Genomic DNA, 20,017 nt, shown 5'->3' with positions numbered 1-20,017 from the left:
TATCTTGTAAGCGGATATAGTTCAATGGCAGAGCGCCAGCTTCCCAAGCTGGATGTTGTGGGTTCGAGTCCCATTATCCGCTCCAAAAAGTCCCTTCACTTAGAAGGGACTTTTTTATTTTATATTTACTTTAAAAAAATTGTTTTTAAAAATTTTATCTAATTGGGTTTGAGAATATTTTTTAGATCCTTTTTCTTTATTATATTCTTCTATATCTTGTATCAATTTTTCTAAGTCAAGAGCAGTTTCAGCTTCTTGCACTAATTCAATTTCATCTTCTTTCATTATTGACTTGAATTTATTATTTAAATCAGTATCTGCTTTTATATTTGAACCAATTTCATCTAATAATTTTTGATTTTCTTCTGCTTCTACTTTAAAATCAATATTTAAATCATTTTTTTGATTTTCTGTTTCAATCAATTTTTCATCAATATTTTTATTTTCTGATTCGATTAATTTTTCATCAGTATCTTGATTATCTGTTTCGGAATCTTTTTCATTAAATGATTTATCTTCTAAATTATTGAGAAGACTTTCAATTTCATCTATATTTGCCTCTTTTAAAGATTCATCAATTAAATCTTTTAATTGATCTGTTTTGTCTTCAAGTGTAGCGCTCTCTTCGTTTATTTCATTGTTTTCAATATCATCATCAATTTCACCTAAAAGTTTTTTTAATGCAGAAGATTTTTGCCATATGGTATCTAAATTATCCAGTTTTAGATTCATAACTTCTTCTAAGTTTATTTTTGGGGTTTCTTCTATTTGTTTTTCAGCAATTTCTTCAACCGTAATATCAGATTTTTTAGGTTTTATAGTCATTGTTTTTCTTAATATAAATATCATCATTATACTTATCAAGGCCGATACAATAAATATTATTACAGTTATGATTATGAAAGTTCCTGTGTTATTAGATTTAGTTTCTTCTTCAATTGGGCTTGAGTCTTGGGTTATTTTATATTCATCAAAATTTAATTCTTGAGTTAAATTATTATTTTTTATTGAATTTAAAGCTTCTTTTGCAAGAGAATTTTCTGGAAATAATTTTAACAATTGTTCAGCTAAATCATATTTTTGATTATGAAATGCTGACAATCCAAGATAAAGTTTTATTTCAGGTATATCAGCTTCTATCTTGGCTGAACTTTCCAGTGATTTCATTAAAAATGTTTCAGCAACTTCATAATCTCCAGATCTAAAAGCTTTTAATCCAGATAAATAAAATGTATAAGCACTTTCATAATTTGAGGCTATGGAGGTTATGCTTATTATTAATATGAGTATAATTATTATTTTATTTTTCCAAGCCATATTTCATAACCCCTTATATCATTATTTAATAGATAAACATCATTATCAATAAACATTATATCATGTATATCTGAATTTAATCTTTGATAATTACCTTTAAATATTCTATTAGTTAAATCTATATAAGTTAGAGTATCAGAACCTATTATAAATAGTCTATTATCTTTTTTTAATAATTTTACTTTTCCAATATCTTGATCGCCGATTACTTCTCCTTTTAGATTTATTAGGTCAAACATTAAAAGTTTATAATCAGAAGTCAAAATAAAGTATAAATCATTATTCTTTTCAAAATCAATTATACTATCAAAATCAATTTTCAAATTTTCTTTTAAATATTTTTCGTTTATTATATCAACAATTCTATCATTTTCAATTTTAGAAATTTTATCATTAAATATTAAATATATATCATCATTTAATATTTTAAATTTTGTTAATTTAGATGAGTTATCTATTAATTGATTTTTAAAGTATACAGACGATTTATCGGAAGAATTAACGATATATAAAAGTCCTTTATCTGGTATATAATAAATTTCATCTGCATTTTTCGTTTCATCTGATATTTTTAGAAATAAATCATTTTGATCATCACTAACATATATCCCTGTATCTGTAGATACATAATATCTATTGTTGTATACGACTCCACCTTTGATAATAGAATCAAAAATCTTTTCTCCATAAATTGAATAAATGCCCTGTTCAGTTTCTATAAGGATTTTATTCCCAATTTTTCTTAAGATAGAATTTGAAGTATTAATTTTACTTAAAGTATTTAAATTAGTTAATATGTTTTCTTCATTATACTGTTCTGGAAGTTTGAAATATCTATAATTTTCTTCTATGATCTTTTCTTTAGCCTCTTTTTCGGTATAAGTTTCTATAAAATCATCATCTTGAAAATCTTTTATTTCAATTTTTTCTACCGATTCATTCAAAAATCTTTTAATACTATCTAATACATCTGGATTTGAATACATTTCATAAAAATTTTTTGAATATAAAAGATTTTTATCAGCATTTTCAAGTAAAGCACTTTCTACTGAAACAACACCGTCGCCTTTAGAATTCAAAAATTCAGGATAAATTTTTGAAATAGAAGAATTTGAAAGTTCTTTAGACATTTTTGGGTTATTTCCAGCTATTGCGAGGTATCTCGTGTTTTCATTTTTTCCATATGAATTTAATTGATTTAAAAATTTAGAATTTGGCATAATATCTTCATAATATGAATTTATTTGTTCTAAAAAGAAATTTGTATTATAAGATATGTTTATTGCAGTTTGTTCAGAAATATTAAATGCATTTGATAATAATTTGCTATTTTTACCGTAAAATAAATTATAAAAAATTGGATTGGCTAAATTAGTTCCTTTATTAGGTGTTGATATTAAAACTATATTTTTAACATTATTAATTTCTTTATCTGATTCGATAGCATATCTAGCTATTAGCCCACCTATTCCATGAGCTACTATATCAAATTCTTTATTTGGAAATCTTTTTAATTGTTGTGCAAGTCTCTTAGCTTCAAATTCTATAAAACTTTTTGAACCAGTTCTTATTAAATATCCGAGATAAGAATCATAATATACTTTACTTTTGGTATCTATCATAGGGTACTTGTATTCCCAAATACTCCTTTTTGGAAATAAAACACTCCAGAAATTGTTTCCATAAGGATTTTCAGAAGTTGAAGTATTAGAAAGATATCCCGTGAAATTAAGATCTGTACCTGGTATTAATAAAACATCAGGTTCTATACTCACTGGTTTTTCGATCAATGTTTTCATTCCATAATCTGATTCTTGAGGTGATTTTACTATAAGACCAATTTTAGATAGATGAAAAGTTTCGGCTTCTAAATAATAGGTATTGTTTTCTTTTATCACTCTTGCACCAGAAAATTCTGATACTATAGGAGGTTCTCCATCCGATGAATATCCTAAAGTAAAATTAATAAAATTATCTCCAAAATATAAATTTGGAGGTATTTTATATCTTACTTTCAGAGGTATAAGAGAAGATTCTTCTTTTCCGTCTTCTGGTTTTACATTATAAATTTTCCCATAAAAATTACCTAAAGATACTAAATTTTGATATTCTATAGAATTTTCAGGTATTTCTTCAATTATAAATTTTTTTTCAGAATTAAAAGCATCCTGAGGAACTATAACACTTAATTCTTTAGATTTTATCATTTTAGTAACTTTAGAATTTTGATTTGAGTTTATAAATATAAAAAAACTTACAACACCTATGATAATTATTAGACTTATTATAATTATCATAAAAACTTTTTTGTTATATCTTAATCTTTTTAGATTCAATTTTAGCTTTTGAAAATTTATTAATTTTTTTATATCAAAGTTCAACTTTAATTTTCTTTTGTTTTCTTTTATTTCTTTTTCTTTTTTTTCCCCAGCCATATAATATCACCTATCTTTTTTCTATAATGTTTTTTAATTCTATTATATTTTTTAGAGTATGGTGTAAATTTTCTGATTTAAAAGAAATTAAAGTATTTTGAAGATTTTCATCAGCAAATTTTTTAGCTTCTTCCACTCCAATTTTAGAAATCAATGTTTTTTTATTTTCATCTTTTCCAACATCTTTTCCTAATTCTTTAGAATCATATAAAATATCTTTTAAATCATCATATATTTGAAAAGAAATACCAAATTTAATACCATTTTCATAAAATATTTTTGATTTATCTTCATCGCCTTTTAATATAAAAGGTATACTAAAAGATAATCCAAATAATTCTCCTGTTTTTTTCTTATACATGTTAATTATTTCTTTGTAGGCTGGGTTAATTCCTTTTTTTTCAAAAATTACATCTTCTGTTTCACCTTCAATTAATCTTAAAGTACTATTTAAATAGGCGTTTATTGTGTTTAATTTTATATTATTTCCATAAGGTAGTTTTTTTAATATTTTTGAAGGAAATACAAAACCATAGTCTCCAGTTAAAATAGAATTATATTCTCCGAATTTTATATGGTTAGTTTCTCTACCACGCCTAAGTTTAGAATTGTCTATTGCTGGAAGATCATCATGTATTAAAGATGTTGTATGAAGTATTTCTATAGCTATTTCACATAATAATGTATCTTTAACATTTATTTCATTGGATATTGAATTTATAAACCATGGTCTCAATCTTTTTCCACCAGAAGATAATGAATATAATAATGATTTTTTTATGTCTTCATTAGAAATTTCGAGTTTTACAAAATTTAATAATTCATTTTCAAAATAATTTTTGTAATCAAATAAATTCATTGTAAAGCCCCCTAAATATTATAATTTAAATTTTTATATCATTTGATATTATGGATCTAAGATGTTCTCTTAATTCTCCTTCAGAAGCAAAATTTTCTGGATTAACAATATCATGTATTTTTATGCTAACATTTTTAGATCTTTTAAAGATATAAGTACCTCTTTTACTTATATCGAGTGTTCCATTTATGGTTACTGGCAAAATATTAGCTTTATATCTATAAGGAACCATTAAAGTTCCTTTTTTAAATTCATCTACTTTACCATCTAAAGATCTCGTTCCTTCAGGAAAAATGGTTATTATTTTTCCTGATTTCACACTTTTAGCAAATTTTCTTAATGAAGCTGCACCACTTTTTGGATCATTTCTATCTATTAAAATAGATCCAAGATCTTTCATAAATTTTCCAACAACTGGAAAATTTCCAAGTTCTTTTTTAGCAAGAAACCCAGAGGCATATACAAATCCAAGTATTAAAGGAATATCAAAATAACTTTGATGATTTGATACAATTACATAATTATCATTTTGTGGTATTTTTTCTTTATTAATAATCTCTACAGGAGTCCTTATTACATTATAAGTACCTCTACCAAATTTACCAACCACTTTTCTTATATATTTATCTGTTATTTCATCTCCCTTTGATTTTCTCATAAAATATGCTTTTATTAGCACACAGCTACCATAAATATATATTATTCCAAATAATCCTATATAATACCATATACCAAAAATAAAATCAGCTATATTGTTGAAGAATCTTTTCATAAGAGTCCTCCTTTTATTTTTTCGATTTTTTCTAATTCAATTACTTTTGTATTGATTATTCTCAATTTTTTTGATAAATTTATAACTTCATCTTCTAATTCATTTAATTCATAAATTTCTGATTCAATGTTTTTTAAAACTTCAAATTTAGATTTTGTTGCAGGCCTATCGGGTAAAAAAACTGTACAACTATCTTCATAAGGTAATGTGGAAATATCATAATAATTAAAAGCTTTAGATAATTTTATTGTTTCTTCTTTATCAAAACCTATTAATGGTCTTAATATAAGTTTTTTTGATTCTTTGTCTATGCTATTCAAGTTTTCTACTGTTTGAGATGCAACTTGTCCAAGACTTTCACCTGTTATAATAACCTTAGTTTCAGATAGATCCGATATTTTATTTGCAATTCTCATCATAGATCTTCTTTGTAAGATTATGGAAAATTTTGAATATTTTTTATCTTTGAATAACAGTTGTATTTTTGTTAAAGGAATCATATATAGATCTAAAGGATTGATATTGTATAAACTCAATCTTTGAGCAAGTTTTATAATTTTTTCTGTTGATTTTGGTCCTGTATAAGGTGGACTCATAAAATTTATACAATTTAAAGACATTCCTCGTTTTAACATCATAGTGCCAGCAACAGGACTATCTATACCACCTGATAATAATAAAGATCCTTTTGAAGATGAACCTACTGGTAATCCGCTATTCAATTTGTAATTATTAGCATAAATATATGTTCCTTCACACCTTATTTCGACAAAAACTTTTACATCTGGATTGTGTACATCCACGTCTAAAGAATAAGATTTTAAAATATCTTCACCTATTTTTTTAGACATATCTATACTTTCTATTTTAAAATTTTTATCTATCCTCTTAGTTTCTATTTTAAAAGTTTTTATATCTGAATTTTTTAAAATAAAATTTAATTCTTTTGAAACATTTTCTAATATTTCATCATAATTATTATTGCATCTATGAACTTTAGATACAGAATATATTCCAAAAACTTCATTTAAAGATTCTAAATAATTTTCAAATATAATTCCATCGTTTTTTGGATGTAAATATATACGATTATTATTCCTTTCAAAAATAAAATCTTTTCCAACTTTTTTTTCAATATTGTTTTTTAAAATATTCATAAAAATACCTTTATTACGATTTTTTAAAGCTATTTCATTTATTCTTACCATAATAGAATACAATGTTTTAACCTCCAATAATATAATTCATAATAATTATATCATAGTTATATTTGTGAAGGTGTTTATGGAATTTTAATTTTAATTTTTTTATAAAGTAAAAAAATGATAACAATAGTTTCTTTAATGAAACTAATTAAATACTTTTATATTACAACTAAACTTTTGTACGTTTTCTGTTTTTTATAGTTTTCTTTAGCTATAATTAAGGCTTTTGGAAAAATAGAAATAAACTCTTTAAAATTAGAGTTAAATTGTCGTATTTGACTATTTTTTTGTCTGGTGTCATAATTATTATGACTGACTGTTCAGTCAGAAAATAAAAGAGGTGAAAAAAGCTTTGAGTACAACATCAAAAAAAATTACTAAATTTGAAAAAAAACAGTTTATAGCAGAAACTGCATTGGAAGTTATTGTAGAAAAAGGTCTTAATAATTTCACAATGGATGATGTTGCTAAAAAAGCTGCTTTATCTAAAGGTTCTCTTTATAATTATTTCAAGAACAAAAATTCTCTTATAATTTTTGCTTTTGGAGATTTAGTAAAAAAATTTGAAAATACTGTTGAATCAAAGCTATATGAAGAAAAAAACACACTTGAAGATAAAGCAGAACTTATTTCTGAGATGTATTTTTCATTACATTCTGAATTTGCTTCTGATGAACTAATGAGACTCTTTGAAATACTAATTAATTCGTATCATGATAATGAAATGATAAAACAATTAACTGAAATTTTTTCTAATTATTATAATAAAATGCTTTCAAAACTTGAAGGGATAGTTAATTCAAAAACAAAAGCTTTGATGATTCATGCCATGTTCGATGGTCTTACTATGTATAAAGCTGTTGGAGTTAATGTACCACAAGAAAAATTTAAAGAAGAATTTAAAGATATTTTAATGAAATTAAGTGTATAAATATTGGGTGGAGGTGTTTTTATGGGAATTATGGATTCAATGAAATCTATGATGATGAAACAAGCTGCCAAACTGGTTTCAAATGTTGTAAGAAAAGCAGATATTGATCAGTTTGCAAAGCTTTTATGGACTTTAACGAAGTTAGCTAAAGAACCAGCTAAATCTGGATTAAGACATTTAGCTGAAGGTGCAGATAGACATGATCCAATGCTTGTTAATTGGGTAGAATTATTTAATAGATCAAATCCTAAAGTGGTTGAAAAAGTTATTAATAATTTGATAATTAATGAATTTGCAGTTGGTGAAAAAGTTAGACAAGAAAAAATGCATGAATTAAAAATAGTTTTACCTAAACTTGCTATAATTTCTCCTACTTATGCATGTAATTTGAGATGTGTTGGATGTTATGCAGCTCTTTATGGTCATAAATATCAATTATCTAAAGAAGAAGTATTCAGTGTAATAAGACAATTTAATGATTTAGGAATATATTTCTTCATAATAACTGGTGGAGAACCTTTTGTTTATCCTTATTTTTATGATATTTTGGAGGAATTCCAAGATTCATATTTTATGGTTTATACAAATGCTACAATGATAAATGAAGATTCTGCTAAGAGACTTGCAGAGCTTGGTAATGCTACTTTTGCTATTTCTGTAGAAGGCGATGAAGCTATGACAGATTGGAGAAGAGGTAAAGGTATTTATAAGCAAGTTCAAAATGCTTGGAAATTAATGAGAGAAAATGGCGTTATTTTTGGTTCTTCAATAACAGCTACAAGAAAGAACCATGAAATGATTATGGATGATACCTTCTGGGATTACCTTAAAGAAAGTGGAGTTTCTTATGCTTGGGTATTTCAATTCATGCCAGTTGGTGCCGATGCAACCATGGAATTAGTTCCAACTGCAGAACAAAGATTAGAAAGGTTTAGAAAAACTGAAGAACTTAGATTAGGTGGAAAATTCTCATTTGTTGCTGATTTTTGGAATCATGGATTCTTATCTCACGGTTGTCTTGCTGCGGGATCAAAATATTTGCATATAAATGCAAAAGGATATGCAGAACCATGTATATTCCAGCAATTTGCAGTTGATAATATAAGAGAAAAATCGATAGTAGAGATTTTAAGTTCACCATTCTTTGAAGCTTATAAGAGAACAATACCTTATTCTGAAAACTTATTTAGACCTTGTCCAATTATAGATAATCCAAAGGTTTATAGAGCTATGGTTAAGAAATTTAATGCGATACCACAGCATCCAGGAAGTGAAAGAATTATAAATGAGTTAGCTCCTGAATTAGATCAATTAGCTGCAGATTGGAAAGTCTATGCAGATAAATTATGGTATGAAGAAGGATATGCTGAAAAATGGCCTTCTAAGAGAGGTATATATAATTATGAAACAAGAATGAGAAGATATGAAAATAATGAAGAAAAACTAGCTCTTGATAAAAAAGCTTGATAATATTTATGATATGAAGACATCCTTTGATATAAATTGAGGATGTCTTTTTTTATTAAATTAGGTACACAAATTTTATACATTAAAATAATCAATATATGGTATAATTTAAACAGATACTAATTTAGGGGGCAAGATAATGGAATATAATTTGCTTAGTGTAACACTTAACCCATCTCTGGATAGAGAATTTGTGATTGAAAATTTTGAAAGTGGAAATCTTTTTAGAATAAATAATCCATCTAATTCTAATATGGAGCCTGGAGGAAAAGGAATTAATGTTTCTCTCATGACTTCAGATTTGGGTGTAACCTCTATAAATATGGGGTTTCTTGGAGGTTTTATAGGAAATGTTATTCAAACAAAAATGTCCAATATAAAAAATATTACGACTAATTTTATTTATTGTACTGAAGAAACAAGAGAGAATATAGAAATTATAGATCCTGTTCAAAATAAAATTTCAGAAATAAATTCTATGGGTCCATTTATTCATGATGAAGATTTAAAACATTTTTTGAAAAGATATAAAAGTGCTTTGAATCTTGTTGATCATGTTTTAATTTCTGGAAGTATTCCGCCTGATATACCTATATCTTTTTATTCAGAACTTTTTTCTTATGCTAAAAAACAAGGTAAAACAACTTATATGGAAGCAGTTGGACCTCATTTTGATGAAGCTATAAGAGAAAATTGTCCTATGATAGTTAGACCAGATTTGAGAAAGAGTAGCAGAATTTTGGGTAATAATCTTGAAACTCCTGAAGATTATATAAAAACTGGAAAAGAAATAATAAAAGCGGGAGCAAGGTTGGTAGTTATGAGTTATCATGTTGTTGGTGATATAGTTGTGACTGAAGATGGAGCTTGGCTTTTTACTGCAACAGAAGATATAGATAGATCACATCTTTTTGGAACAGGTGATGCTTTTATGTCTGGAATAGTCTATTATATAATTAATAATGGGTTTGATTATCTTGAAGCGGCAAAATATGGTATGGCTGCTGCAATGTCTTCAACTAATTATATAGCAAAAATTCTTGGAACTGAAGAAGAAATTGAGAGATCTAAGACAAAATTTTCAATTGAGAGAATTGGATAGAGGTGTTCTGAATGAAAGCTAAAGATATAATGCAAAGAGATTTAACTTCGATTATGGAAGATGAAAATATAGAAAGATTTATAAAAATTTGTCAGAGACATGGATTATCTGCATTGCCTGTTATAAATGGAGATTTTAAATTAGTAGGATATTTAAGTGAAAGTGGAGTTATAAGTGCTTCTTTACCGGGATATTTGAGTTTAATGGAAAGCTCAGCATTTATACCTGATAGTCATCAATTTTTTAAAGGATTATCCAAAATACTTGATAAACCAGTATCTGATTTTATGAGCGATAAACCATTTAAAGTATATATTGATGATACTGTTTTACATGTTGCCGATGTAATAATAAAAAATAAATTAAAAATAATTCCTGTTGTTGATCATGATGATAAACTTGTAGGTATTATAAGAAGAATAGGTCTTTTGAGTAAAGCAGCAAGAGGAGAGATTGGCGAAGAAGATGAGTAAAAATGTTTCTATGATTACTTTTGGTTGTAAACTTAATCAAGCTGAAACGCAAGCTATGGCGGATAAGTTGAACTGTATAGGTTACAATATAACTTTTGATGAAAAAAACGGAAAAAATGATATTTATGTTATTAATACATGTACAGTTACTTCTGAGGCAGAAAGGAAAATAAGACAACTAATAAGAAGAATTAAAAGAAAAAATAATTATGTTAAAGTTATTGCAGTGGGTTGTTATGTTCATACCGATGCAGAAAAACTTAAAGATATAGGAGCAGATCTTGTTTTAGGAAATCTTGAAAAAAAATTTATAGATAAATATATAAATGATTCAGGAGTTATTCTAAATAAATCTTATTGGTTAAAAAATCAAGATAAGATAATAACTCCTGAAAAGTCTTTTGATGATAGAACAAGGATATTTATACCCATTGAAGAAGGTTGTTTGAATGCATGTTCTTATTGCAGAATAATATTTTCTCGTGGAACTTCGATAAGATCACTTCCTATAAATAAAGTTTTAAAAGCCATATCAAATTATATAGATCTTGGATATAAAGAATTAGTTCTTACCGGAATAAATTTAAACCAATTTGGATTTGACAATGCAGAAACTTTAACAGAACTTTTAGAAAAGATAGAAGAAAATTTTGGTGAAGATGATATTAGAATAAGATTGACTTCTATGTATCCAGAATATGTAGATAAAAAAATGGTTGAAATTATTTTTAATTCTAAAATATTTGAAAAACATGTACATCTCTCAATACAACACTTCTCCAATAAAATATTAAATCTTATGGGAAGAAAGTATGACAAAAATAAAATAATTGAGGCTATTGAATTATTTAGAGAAAGAGATAAGTTTTTTTCTATTACAAGCGATATAATTGTTGGATTTCCATATGAGGAAGATGAAGATTTTCAAGAACTTTTAAATTCCATAAAAGACATGAAAATTTTAAAAGTTCATGGTTTTAGATTTTCGGCGAGACCAGGTACTAAAGCATCTAAAATGGAAAATCAGGTACTTGGTAATATAAAAAAAGATAGAATTGAAACTCTTAATTTGAATAGTAAAAATATATCAGAAGATTATAGAAAAGAACTTATTGGAAAAGAAGTTACTATTCTTTCTGAAAAAATTGATGATAACTATATTTATGGGTATGATGAATATTATATTCATCATAAATGTGATTTTAAAAATATAAATCCTGTAAAAAATAAATTTTACAGGGTTAAAATACAAGATATTTCAGATGAAGGAGTGAGTTCTTATGTTTTATAATGGTAAAGAATGGGTAGAGTATCCGTTGATAAACGCAGATGATATGGGGTTTATGAGTGGTTATACTGTATATGAAGTTTTTAGAACTTATAAAAAGATTCCATTTGCATTAAAAAAACATTATAAACGAATGAAAAAATCAGCAGACTTTATGGGTCTTGATATGCCTTCATTTGATAAATTACTTGAAGTTACTAATCAAGCTTTAACTATACACAATTTTGAAGAGTTTAGATTTAGAATGTATATTACTCCTGAAACAACTAAGAATAAAACATTTTATTTTTTTGTTGAAGAATTGATAGAAGATAATCAAGTATTTGAAGATGGAATAGTTATAAATATTGCCAGAGAACGTAAACCATTTAATCCAGTTATCCCATATTATGTGAAATCTCCTTTGAATGGTTTTATAAAATATGTACATAAAAAATATGATTATTATTATGAATCAATTATATTAAATGAATATGGTTATGTTACAGAGTGTACTTTTTCAAATATTTTTTATGTAAGTGGTAATGTATTGATTACTCCACATATATCTTCAGGAGTTTTACCAGGTATAACAAGAGATAATGTTTTAAGTCTTGCTAATAATCTTTCAATGGAAGTTGAAGAAAAACAAAATGTTGAAATATGGGAATTACTTTCAGCAGAAGAAGTCTTTTTAAGCCATACTTCAATGGGAGTTGTACCGGTTAGAAGAATTTTTCCTGATTTTACATTCGCAGCTCCTGGTTTAGTTACGGAAACTCTTATGGATAATTGGAAAGAATTTATTTTAAATGATTCAACCAATTGGGAGGGTATTTAATATTGGATTTTATCGGAGACATTTTAAAAAAAATGTCAAAAAAAGATAATGTAATAAAAAAAGTTTATAATATTTCTATAATAAAGAAAAATTGGAATGAACTTTTTACTGATAAGCTCAATATTTATACAGAGCCTGTTGAGTATTACCCAAGAGATAAAATACTGATTATTTCCTGCCAAGATAATATTGTAATGCAGGAAATGCTTTTTTTGAGAAAACAGGTTATAGATAAGATAAACTCTTATTTCAATGAAGTAGTAGTCAAAGAAATAAAAGTAATACGGAGGTGTACCAATGATTGAGAAATCTTATACAGGTAATCAAATTAAAGTTTTAAAAGGGCTTGAACCTGTAAGAATGAGACCAGGTATGTATATTGGATCAACTTCAAAAGCCGGATTAAATCATATGGTTTATGAAATAGTTGATAATGGAGTCGATGAACATATAAATGGTTATTGTACCGAACTCAGTGTTATTTTAAATGCTGATGATACAGTTGAAGTACTTGATAATGGTAGGGGAATTCCAGTTGATATGCATCCAACTGAGAAAAAGAGTACTTTAGAAGTAGTTATGACTGTATTACATGCAGGGGGTAAGTTTGATAAAAATGCATATAAAGTTTCTGGAGGTCTTCATGGAGTTGGAGCTTCAGTTGTAAATGCTTTAAGTGAATTTTTTGAAGTGAAAGTTTTTAAAGATGGAGATGTTTATTATCAAAGATATCAGAGAGGGGTACCTGATGAACCTGTTAAGATAATTGATAAATCTGATAAGTCTGGAACATATATAAGATTTAAACCAGATACTGAAATATTTGAAGATGAAGATATTTCAGTTGAATCAATTTCAATAGAAAATAGACTTAAAGAAATAGCTTTTTTAAATCCTAATTTAGTTATTAATTTTGTGGACAATAAAAAAGGTAAAAAAGAAAAATTTCATTTTAGTGGTGGACTTAAACAATTCTTAGATTATTATATGAAAAAAAGAAAAAAACAACTTTTGACAGACTCTATATCTATAACAGGATCTTATTTATATAAAAAAGGTGAACCAGAGCTTCAGTTAGATCTTGAGCTTGGTTATACTAATTCAGATGAAAACACTATAATATCTTTTGTTAATAATATAAGAACTATAGATGGTGGAGAACATGAAGTTGGTTTTAAAACAGCTCTTACAAGACTTATAAATGAATATGCTAAAAAACATAATATACTAAAAGAAAAAGATGAAAATTTTACTGGTGAAGATGTAAGAGAGGGTATGATTGCTATTTTACATGTTAAAATGGCTAATCCTATTTTTGAAGGTCAGACAAAAGGAAAATTGGGTTCTAAACTTGCCAGAGAATCTGTTAATAATATAATGAATGAGTTTTTGACTATATATTTTGATAGTCATATTAAAGAAACTAAGGCTATAATTGAAAGAGTTAAAGTTGCTCAAAGAAGAAGAATTGCAGCAAAAAAAGCTAGAGATTCTGTTAAGAGAAAATCAATATTTGAAAATTCAACATTACCTGGAAAACTTGCTGATTGTATTTCAAGAGATTTGAATGAATCGGAAATATTTATAGTAGAAGGAGATTCAGCAGGTGGTAATGCTAAACAAGCTAGACATAGAAATTATCAGGCTATTTTGCCTTTAAGAGGTAAAATATTAAATGCAGAAAAAAAAGATATGATAAAACTTTTAAAAAATGAACAAATATTGAATATTACAACTGCTCTAGGTACAGGCATAGGGGAAGAATTTGATATATCAAAATTAAGATATGGTAAGATAATAATAATGACAGATGCCGATGTAGATGGTGCACATATAAGAACTTTAATATTGACATTTTTTTACAGATATATGAGAGAATTAATTGAAGAAGGTCATGTATATATAGCTCAACCACCTCTTTATAAATATGAAGTTGGTAAAGAGTCTTTTTATTTATATACAGATGAAGAGCTTGAACAAAAGAAAAAAGAATATTTGGATAAAAAATATAAATTACAAAGATATAAAGGGCTTGGTGAAATGAATCCAGACCAATTATGGGATACAACTATGGATAGAGAGCAAAGAAAAATGTTAAAAATTAAAATAGAAGATCTTATGATGGCTAATGAAGCTATTGAAATATTAATGGGAGATGATCCAAGTTTAAGAAGAACTTTTATAGAAGAAAATGCATATAAAATTAAGGAATTAGATATTTAAATGAAACCTTTTTTCTTGATAGTTCTTATAACTGTAATATACATTCTTTCGATAATAAAAATAATATTCCCCCTTGTTCCCAAGGGGGCACCTTTTTATAAAAATGAAGGAATTTTTTTAAAAAAGGATTATATATATACTGTTAAGAATAATCAAAGGTTTTATTATTATAATTTTATGGACGATGTAGTTGCTATAAGCGATGTTCATTATCCTGATGCTTTAGAAATAATCTTTAGCGATGATAAGGATTCAGAATTAGAAATTGTTAAAAGTATATTAATACTACAGGATATAATAAGAGTAGATTTTCAAAAAAAAGAAATAATTTGTTATAATAAGATTAGTATAAAATTTTATGAAAAAGCAGATTTGAAAAAGTATTTCGAAAAGAATACTTTAGAGAATTTAAGTAAAGGAAATTATACTCTAATAAACTCTGAGTTGTTTAAAGAATAGATAATATTAGGGGGGTTACCATGGCTAAAGAGTATTTAATAGGTTTAGATATAGGTAGTTATTATACAAAAGGTATTCTTTTTGAATATGAAAATGATAAATTTAAACCTTTAAATTATAAAAAAATAAAATCTGATGGAATTATAAATGGAGAAATTCAAGATGTTGAAGCGATAAGACAAACTATAACTTCAATAATAAACTCTTTTCAAAATGAATTGCCTAAAAAGACTAAAAATGTTGAAGTTGCGATAGGATATTCTACAAACAATTTGTATATAGATCAAGAAAATTATACTGCAGAATATTCTCAGAAAAAAGAAATTAAAGATTCAGACTTGAAAAAAATAAAAAATCATATAGTATCAAAATATACAGATGAATCTAAGATTATTCTTGATTCAAAATTTATGAAATTCATACTGGATAATAAAAGCGTTAGAAATCCTATATCTTTTTTTGTTCAAGAATCATTAAGTACTTCATTAAATATTGTTTGGGTACCTGAAAATTCATTTGCTCTATTAATAAATGTGTTTAAAAATATAATAGTTGATTCACAAATACCAATTTATGATTCGGCTTTGTCTGCGGCATATGCGGTTACAAATGCTAATGATAGAGATATAGGAGTAACTGTTATAGATTTTGGTTATCATATGTGTAGAATTGTAATATTTAAAAATGGTATACCAAAATTGTATTATGCTTTTTCTTATGGTATGAAATATGTTTTAAAAGATATTTGTAATGTCCTTAAAACCTCGGAAGATGAAGCTCATAGACTTTTAGTTGAAGAAGCTGTATGTCTTAGAGATACTAAAACTATAAAAAAAATAGACTTTGAATTGATATCTGGTAGTGGTTACTCATATGTTTCACAAAATCTTTTAAATAAAATAGTATTTGCAAGAATAAGAGAAATAATAAGTAGACTTAATGGAGAACTTTCAAAAATCGGATATGAAAAAACATCAGAAGTTGGAGCACTTCAAGGAGGAATTGTTATAACTGGAGGAGGCTCTAATCTTAAAAATGTTGATATGACTATTAAAGATTTGATGGGAAGTAATTTTAGAAAAGGAAATCTTACTTTGAACATGTTTTATGAAGTTCCCGATGAATTAAAAAATGATCCTGAATTTTTGCCAGTTTTTGGTATCGTTGAAAGATTTAGACTTGATATGATTGAATCGGTTGACAATACTAATCAAAATGTTGAACCAACTCAAGATAAGAAAGAAAAAAAAGAAAAAAATAAAAAAGGTTTTTTTAAATCGATCATGCAAAAACTCACCGGGGGTGAAGATGATGCCTTTTGAAATTGATGATAATGATAAAACTAAAAATATATTTTCTAAGAAATCTCATTATACTATAAAAGTTATTGGAGTCGGTGGAGCTGGAAATAACGCAATACAAAGAATGGTGACAAAAGGTGTTGAAGATGTCGAACTTATAGCAGCTAATACAGATGTCCAAGTTTTAGAATCCAATCCAACAGAGTCTAAAATCCAACTTGGAAAAGAATTGACAAGAGGATTAGGTGCTGGTGGAGATCCTTCAGTGGGGAGAGATTCTGCGATTGAAAGTACTGATGAAATTAAAGAAATTCTTAAAGGAACAGATCTACTGTTTATAACGGCTGGACTTGGCGGTGGAACTGGAACTGGTGCAGCACCAGTTATTTCTGATATTGCTACTAATATGGGAATTTTAACTGTTGCCATAGTTACAATGCCTTTTCATTTTGAAGGATCTACAAAAGAGAGATTGGCATTAAATGGTTTACAAAATTTAAAACATTCTGTTGATAGTTTAATAAAAATTTCAAATGATAAATTAATAGATAATGGAGAAAATATACCTATAGATAAAGCTTTTGAAAAAGCTGATGATATTTTATACCAAGCTATAACAGGTATATCAGATTTGATAACTAAACCAGGAATGATAAATCTTGATTTTGCTGATGTCGCATCTGTTTTAAAAATAAAAGGTTCAGCTATGCTTGGAATAGGTTTGGCAAAAGGTGAAAGAAGAGCTGAAGATGCTATAAAAAATGCATTGAATTCAAAATTACTTGAAGATCAAGTTAGAAATGCTAATGCTGCATTGGTAAACATAGCTGGTAAGAATCCTACAACCGAAGATGTTAGAATAATAAATGAAATTCTTAGATCTTATGCAATTGATGATGCTAAACTCAAAATGGGAATTTCTATAGTTGAAATGCCACCAGAAGTTATAAAAGTTACAGTTGTTGCCTCTGGATATGATAAATTACCTGGAGAAGATAATTATCTTGATCTTTATGAACAACCAGCTTTATACAGACAGTTTGGAAAAACGATAGTTACTGATGAAATGTCAAAACTTGAAAAGTTTTTAAATGAAAATGTTATGGGCGAATAAAAATATAAACATTAAAAATTTAAAGAATGAAGATAATGATAATATATATAATAAAATTTTTTATGAGTTGAATAATGATGGAATAACAGACTATCATTTTACTCCTCATAAAGATTTTGTTGATATAAGTGTTAGATATAATGGAGATCTCATAAAAATAGAAAAAATATTTAAAAATCAATATAATAGACTTTTAAATAGAATACTTATAAATTGTGGATTAGACATAATAAAAGACTTTAAAAATTTAGATGGTTCTTTCGAATTAAATGATAATTTCTATAGAGTCTCATTTATGAAATCTTTTTTTGGTATAAGTTGTGTTATGAGAAAATTAAAAAATATTGAAAAAATAAATATAAATATTCCTACAAAAATAGAAAAAAAGATATTAGAATATGTAAATAATAAAAGTGGACTTATAATATTTTCTGGTCCTACAGGATCGGGAAAAACAACAACTTTAAATTATTATTTGAATAAATTAAAAGATAAAATGAAAATACACACTATTGATAATCCGATTGAATATATCATATCTGGGATAGTTCAAATATCTTTACTTAATAATGAAAGTATTGACATTTTAAAGTATATTTTAAGACAAGATCCAGAATTAATTTCTGTTGGTGAGATAAGAGAAAGATCATATGCAAAATTTTTATTTGAAACAATAACTACGGGTCATTATGTTTTTAGTACTGTACACTCTGATAGTATTGAAAATGTTTTAAATAGATTTTATTCTATGGGTATTAAAAATGAAATAATAAAGTTTACAGACATGATACTCAATCAAAGATTATTACCAGGTATTTGTAAAAATTGTAAAGGTAAAGGTTGCAAAGAATGTATGAATACTGGTAAAAAAGGATTTTTTAGTATTTTTGATTGCTTAATATTAAATGATGATGTAAAAAAATATTTATTAAATAATACTTTAAACTTCGAAAGAATAAAAAATTTTAATTTTATATCTAAAGAAGAACAATTTAAAGATCTTAAAGAAAAGGGTTTATTATATTTTTAGAGGTGGTTTATGAATTATTATTCAAAAAGTCCAGAAGAATGGAAAAAAGTTGATGAAGAAAAGAATAAAAAAAGAAAAAACAAATATAAAAATACAAAAAAAATAACATTTTTATTATTGATATTTTTATCTTTAGCTACGTTATTTTTTATATTTATAGGGCCAAAACTCAATAAATTTAATTTAGAATATAATGTTGTAATAGATGGAATATCATTTTATTTAAGAAATGATGAAATTTTTAATTATCCAGACAACATTAATGTCACAGTAGAAATGCAAAATACTGGAAATAATACAAAAAAAGTAAAAATACAAGATTTTTCTTTTTTTATTATAAAAAAAGATACTTCAAAAGTTGTATATTCATTCTTATATCCTCAAGAAATAGAAACAGATTTAAATTCTTTTCAAACGAGACTCATATTTGATTTATCAAAAGAGAAAGAAATCTCAAAACTTGATAAAGGTCTTTATGAAATAAGGGCGTCTTTTAAGTATAATGAAAATTCAATAATTTTAAAAAGATTTTTTGATTATAGACATGATTTTTCTTTGAATGCTTATACTAAAGAAGATTTTTATTTGATATCTGAAAGACCTATCATTAACTTTGAGTTAGAAAATATAACTAAAGATACAATAAATTCTACTTTAGATGGTAAGATTAGTATTTTTGAAAAAGACAATAAAATTTATGAAGATAATTTTAATTTAGGAAGCATAAATATTCCTATTATGCAGAATAAAAAATTTGAAATGGAACTTTCTCAAAAATTTAAAAAAGGAATTTATAATGTCTTAATAGATTTGAATAGCTTGAAAAAATCCATATACTTTAATATGTATATAATGGATAAAATTGAGGAAAAAACTGATTTATTAGGAATTAATAATTTTACAATGAGTACATTTGAAAAAAATCAAGATTTATATTTTAAAGGTTATGTTGAAAATAAATCTCCAGAAGATAAAGGATTTATAATTCAAAATATAGCATTTAATGTATCTTTTTCTGATACTGAAGAAGAAATATATAATTATTCAAATGATAAAATAATAAGAGTTGGAATAGCTGGATATGGAAATAAAGAGATATTTGATCTTGAAAAATTAAAAAAAATAACTTTAGATAAAATTGGAAGATATAATATTAATTTCAGTTTTACAATAAATAACATAACTTTTAAAAGTCAAAAAGTTATACAAGTTAGGGAGTAA

18 protein-coding genes and 1 tRNA gene are annotated in these 20,017 nt (G+C 25.8%); 14 read left to right on the top strand and 5 right to left on the bottom strand.

Annotated elements, in window-relative coordinates; genetic code table 11:
• The first annotated feature begins 10 nt into the window (after positions 1–10).
• Positions 11–85 (top strand) — tRNA-Gly (locus C7380_RS00845).
• Between the two features lie 29 nt (positions 86–114).
• Here C7380_RS00845 and C7380_RS00840 read toward each other — a convergent pair.
• From C7380_RS00840 to thiI, 5 genes are read right to left on the bottom strand one after another with little or no spacing between them, the layout of a single operon-like run.
• Positions 115–1,317 carry a hypothetical protein gene (locus tag C7380_RS00840; protein WP_109603584.1) on the bottom strand — a complete coding sequence of 401 codons (1,203 nt, stop codon included), beginning with the start codon at positions 1,315–1,317 and terminating at the stop codon, positions 115–117.
• On the bottom strand, positions 1,296–3,752 hold the full coding sequence (locus C7380_RS00835; protein WP_109603583.1) for an esterase/lipase family protein: 2,457 nt from the start codon (positions 3,750–3,752) through the stop codon (positions 1,296–1,298). The genes C7380_RS00840 and C7380_RS00835 overlap by 22 nt, the downstream gene beginning before the upstream one ends.
• A gap of 10 nt (positions 3,753–3,762) precedes the next feature.
• A complete protein-coding gene (locus C7380_RS00830) occupies positions 3,763–4,611 on the bottom strand; it encodes a polyprenyl synthetase family protein (protein WP_109603582.1) in 849 nt (282 codons plus the stop codon).
• Between the two features lie 25 nt (positions 4,612–4,636).
• On the bottom strand, positions 4,637–5,383 hold the full coding sequence (locus tag C7380_RS00825; protein ID WP_109603581.1) for a lysophospholipid acyltransferase family protein: 747 nt from the start codon (positions 5,381–5,383) through the stop codon (positions 4,637–4,639).
• Positions 5,380–6,603 (bottom strand): tRNA uracil 4-sulfurtransferase ThiI, encoded by a 1,224-nt coding sequence (thiI, locus tag C7380_RS00820; RefSeq protein ID WP_109603580.1) that lies wholly within the window; start codon positions 6,601–6,603, stop codon positions 5,380–5,382. The genes C7380_RS00825 and thiI overlap by 4 nt, the downstream gene beginning before the upstream one ends.
• A 337-nt stretch (positions 6,604–6,940) precedes the next feature.
• Here thiI and C7380_RS00815 point away from each other — a divergent pair, with 337 nt between their 5' ends.
• The 13 genes from C7380_RS00815 to C7380_RS00755 all read left to right on the top strand — a co-directional run bounded on the left by C7380_RS00815 (position 6,941) and on the right by C7380_RS00755 (position 20,017).
• Positions 6,941–7,519, top strand: coding sequence for a TetR/AcrR family transcriptional regulator (locus C7380_RS00815; protein ID WP_206050482.1), 579 nt, complete (start codon positions 6,941–6,943; stop codon positions 7,517–7,519).
• Between the two features lie 21 nt (positions 7,520–7,540).
• On the top strand, positions 7,541–8,986 hold the full coding sequence (locus tag C7380_RS00810; RefSeq protein ID WP_109603578.1) for a radical SAM/SPASM domain-containing protein: 1,446 nt from the start codon (positions 7,541–7,543) through the stop codon (positions 8,984–8,986).
• Positions 8,987–9,125: 139 nt separating this feature from the next.
• Complete coding sequence (locus tag C7380_RS00805; protein WP_109603577.1) at positions 9,126–10,088, top strand: 1-phosphofructokinase family hexose kinase; 963 nt, start codon at positions 9,126–9,128, stop codon at positions 10,086–10,088.
• Between the two features lie 11 nt (positions 10,089–10,099).
• Positions 10,100–10,561 carry a CBS domain-containing protein gene (locus C7380_RS00800; RefSeq protein ID WP_109603576.1) on the top strand — a complete coding sequence of 154 codons (462 nt, stop codon included), beginning with the start codon at positions 10,100–10,102 and terminating at the stop codon, positions 10,559–10,561.
• Positions 10,554–11,852, top strand: a complete 1,299-nt coding sequence (gene mtaB, locus C7380_RS00795; protein WP_109603575.1) for a tRNA (N(6)-L-threonylcarbamoyladenosine(37)-C(2))-methylthiotransferase MtaB — start codon at positions 10,554–10,556, stop codon at positions 11,850–11,852. Before C7380_RS00800 ends, mtaB begins: the two co-directional genes overlap by 8 nt.
• On the top strand, positions 11,842–12,669 hold the full coding sequence (locus C7380_RS00790) for an aminotransferase class IV (protein ID WP_109603574.1): 828 nt from the start codon (positions 11,842–11,844) through the stop codon (positions 12,667–12,669). The genes mtaB and C7380_RS00790 overlap by 11 nt, the downstream gene beginning before the upstream one ends.
• Positions 12,670–12,671: 2 nt before the next feature.
• Positions 12,672–12,974 carry a DciA family protein gene (locus C7380_RS00785; protein WP_109603573.1) on the top strand — a complete coding sequence of 101 codons (303 nt, stop codon included), beginning with the start codon at positions 12,672–12,674 and terminating at the stop codon, positions 12,972–12,974.
• Positions 12,967–14,892, top strand: coding sequence for a DNA gyrase/topoisomerase IV subunit B (locus C7380_RS00780; protein ID WP_109603572.1), 1,926 nt, complete (start codon positions 12,967–12,969; stop codon positions 14,890–14,892). Before C7380_RS00785 ends, C7380_RS00780 begins: the two co-directional genes overlap by 8 nt.
• Entirely contained in the window at positions 14,893–15,351 is a 459-nt protein-coding gene (locus tag C7380_RS13650) for a hypothetical protein (protein WP_109603571.1), read from the top strand.
• 20 nt (positions 15,352–15,371) lie between these two features.
• Complete coding sequence (locus C7380_RS00770) at positions 15,372–16,673, top strand: cell division FtsA domain-containing protein (protein ID WP_109603570.1); 1,302 nt, start codon at positions 15,372–15,374, stop codon at positions 16,671–16,673.
• Complete coding sequence (ftsZ, locus tag C7380_RS00765) at positions 16,663–17,766, top strand: cell division protein FtsZ (protein ID WP_109603569.1); 1,104 nt, start codon at positions 16,663–16,665, stop codon at positions 17,764–17,766. The genes C7380_RS00770 and ftsZ overlap by 11 nt, the downstream gene beginning before the upstream one ends.
• Positions 17,744–18,796, top strand: a complete 1,053-nt coding sequence (locus C7380_RS00760; protein WP_109603568.1) for a GspE/PulE family protein — start codon at positions 17,744–17,746, stop codon at positions 18,794–18,796. Before ftsZ ends, C7380_RS00760 begins: the two co-directional genes overlap by 23 nt.
• Before the next feature lie 9 nt (positions 18,797–18,805).
• Entirely contained in the window at positions 18,806–20,017 is a 1,212-nt protein-coding gene (locus C7380_RS00755; protein WP_109603567.1) for a hypothetical protein, read from the top strand.

The organism is Oceanotoga teriensis (genome assembly GCF_003148465.1).
Taxonomy (GTDB): Bacteria; Thermotogota; Thermotogae; order Petrotogales; family Petrotogaceae; genus Oceanotoga; species Oceanotoga teriensis.
The sequence above is the reverse complement of the archived record's forward strand: the minus strand, read 5'-3'. Positions and strand labels throughout refer to the sequence as shown.

What these genes read in the sequence shown, in the direction of transcription:
- C7380_RS00840 (WP_109603584.1), bottom strand. Translation starts at nt 1,317, where the DNA reads ATGGCTTGGAAAAATAAAATAATAATTATACTCATATTAATAATAAGC.
- C7380_RS00835 (WP_109603583.1), bottom strand. Translation starts at nt 3,752, where the DNA reads ATGGCTGGGGAAAAAAAAGAAAAAGAAATAAAAGAAAACAAAAGAAAA.
- C7380_RS00830 (WP_109603582.1), bottom strand. Translation starts at nt 4,611, where the DNA reads ATGAATTTATTTGATTACAAAAATTATTTTGAAAATGAATTATTAAAT.
- C7380_RS00825 (WP_109603581.1), bottom strand. Translation starts at nt 5,383, where the DNA reads ATGAAAAGATTCTTCAACAATATAGCTGATTTTATTTTTGGTATATGG.
- C7380_RS00810 (WP_109603578.1), top strand. Translation starts at nt 7,541, where the DNA reads ATGGGAATTATGGATTCAATGAAATCTATGATGATGAAACAAGCTGCC.
- C7380_RS00805 (WP_109603577.1), top strand. Translation starts at nt 9,126, where the DNA reads ATGGAATATAATTTGCTTAGTGTAACACTTAACCCATCTCTGGATAGA.
- C7380_RS00800 (WP_109603576.1), top strand. Translation starts at nt 10,100, where the DNA reads ATGAAAGCTAAAGATATAATGCAAAGAGATTTAACTTCGATTATGGAA.
- mtaB (WP_109603575.1), top strand. Translation starts at nt 10,554, where the DNA reads ATGAGTAAAAATGTTTCTATGATTACTTTTGGTTGTAAACTTAATCAA.
- C7380_RS00790 (WP_109603574.1), top strand. Translation starts at nt 11,842, where the DNA reads ATGTTTTATAATGGTAAAGAATGGGTAGAGTATCCGTTGATAAACGCA.
- C7380_RS00780 (WP_109603572.1), top strand. Translation starts at nt 12,967, where the DNA reads ATGATTGAGAAATCTTATACAGGTAATCAAATTAAAGTTTTAAAAGGG.
- C7380_RS13650 (WP_109603571.1), top strand. Translation starts at nt 14,893, where the DNA reads ATGAAACCTTTTTTCTTGATAGTTCTTATAACTGTAATATACATTCTT.
- C7380_RS00770 (WP_109603570.1), top strand. Translation starts at nt 15,372, where the DNA reads ATGGCTAAAGAGTATTTAATAGGTTTAGATATAGGTAGTTATTATACA.
- ftsZ (WP_109603569.1), top strand. Translation starts at nt 16,663, where the DNA reads ATGCCTTTTGAAATTGATGATAATGATAAAACTAAAAATATATTTTCT.
- C7380_RS00760 (WP_109603568.1), top strand. Translation starts at nt 17,744, where the DNA reads ATGAAAATGTTATGGGCGAATAAAAATATAAACATTAAAAATTTAAAG.
- C7380_RS00755 (WP_109603567.1), top strand. Translation starts at nt 18,806, where the DNA reads ATGAATTATTATTCAAAAAGTCCAGAAGAATGGAAAAAAGTTGATGAA.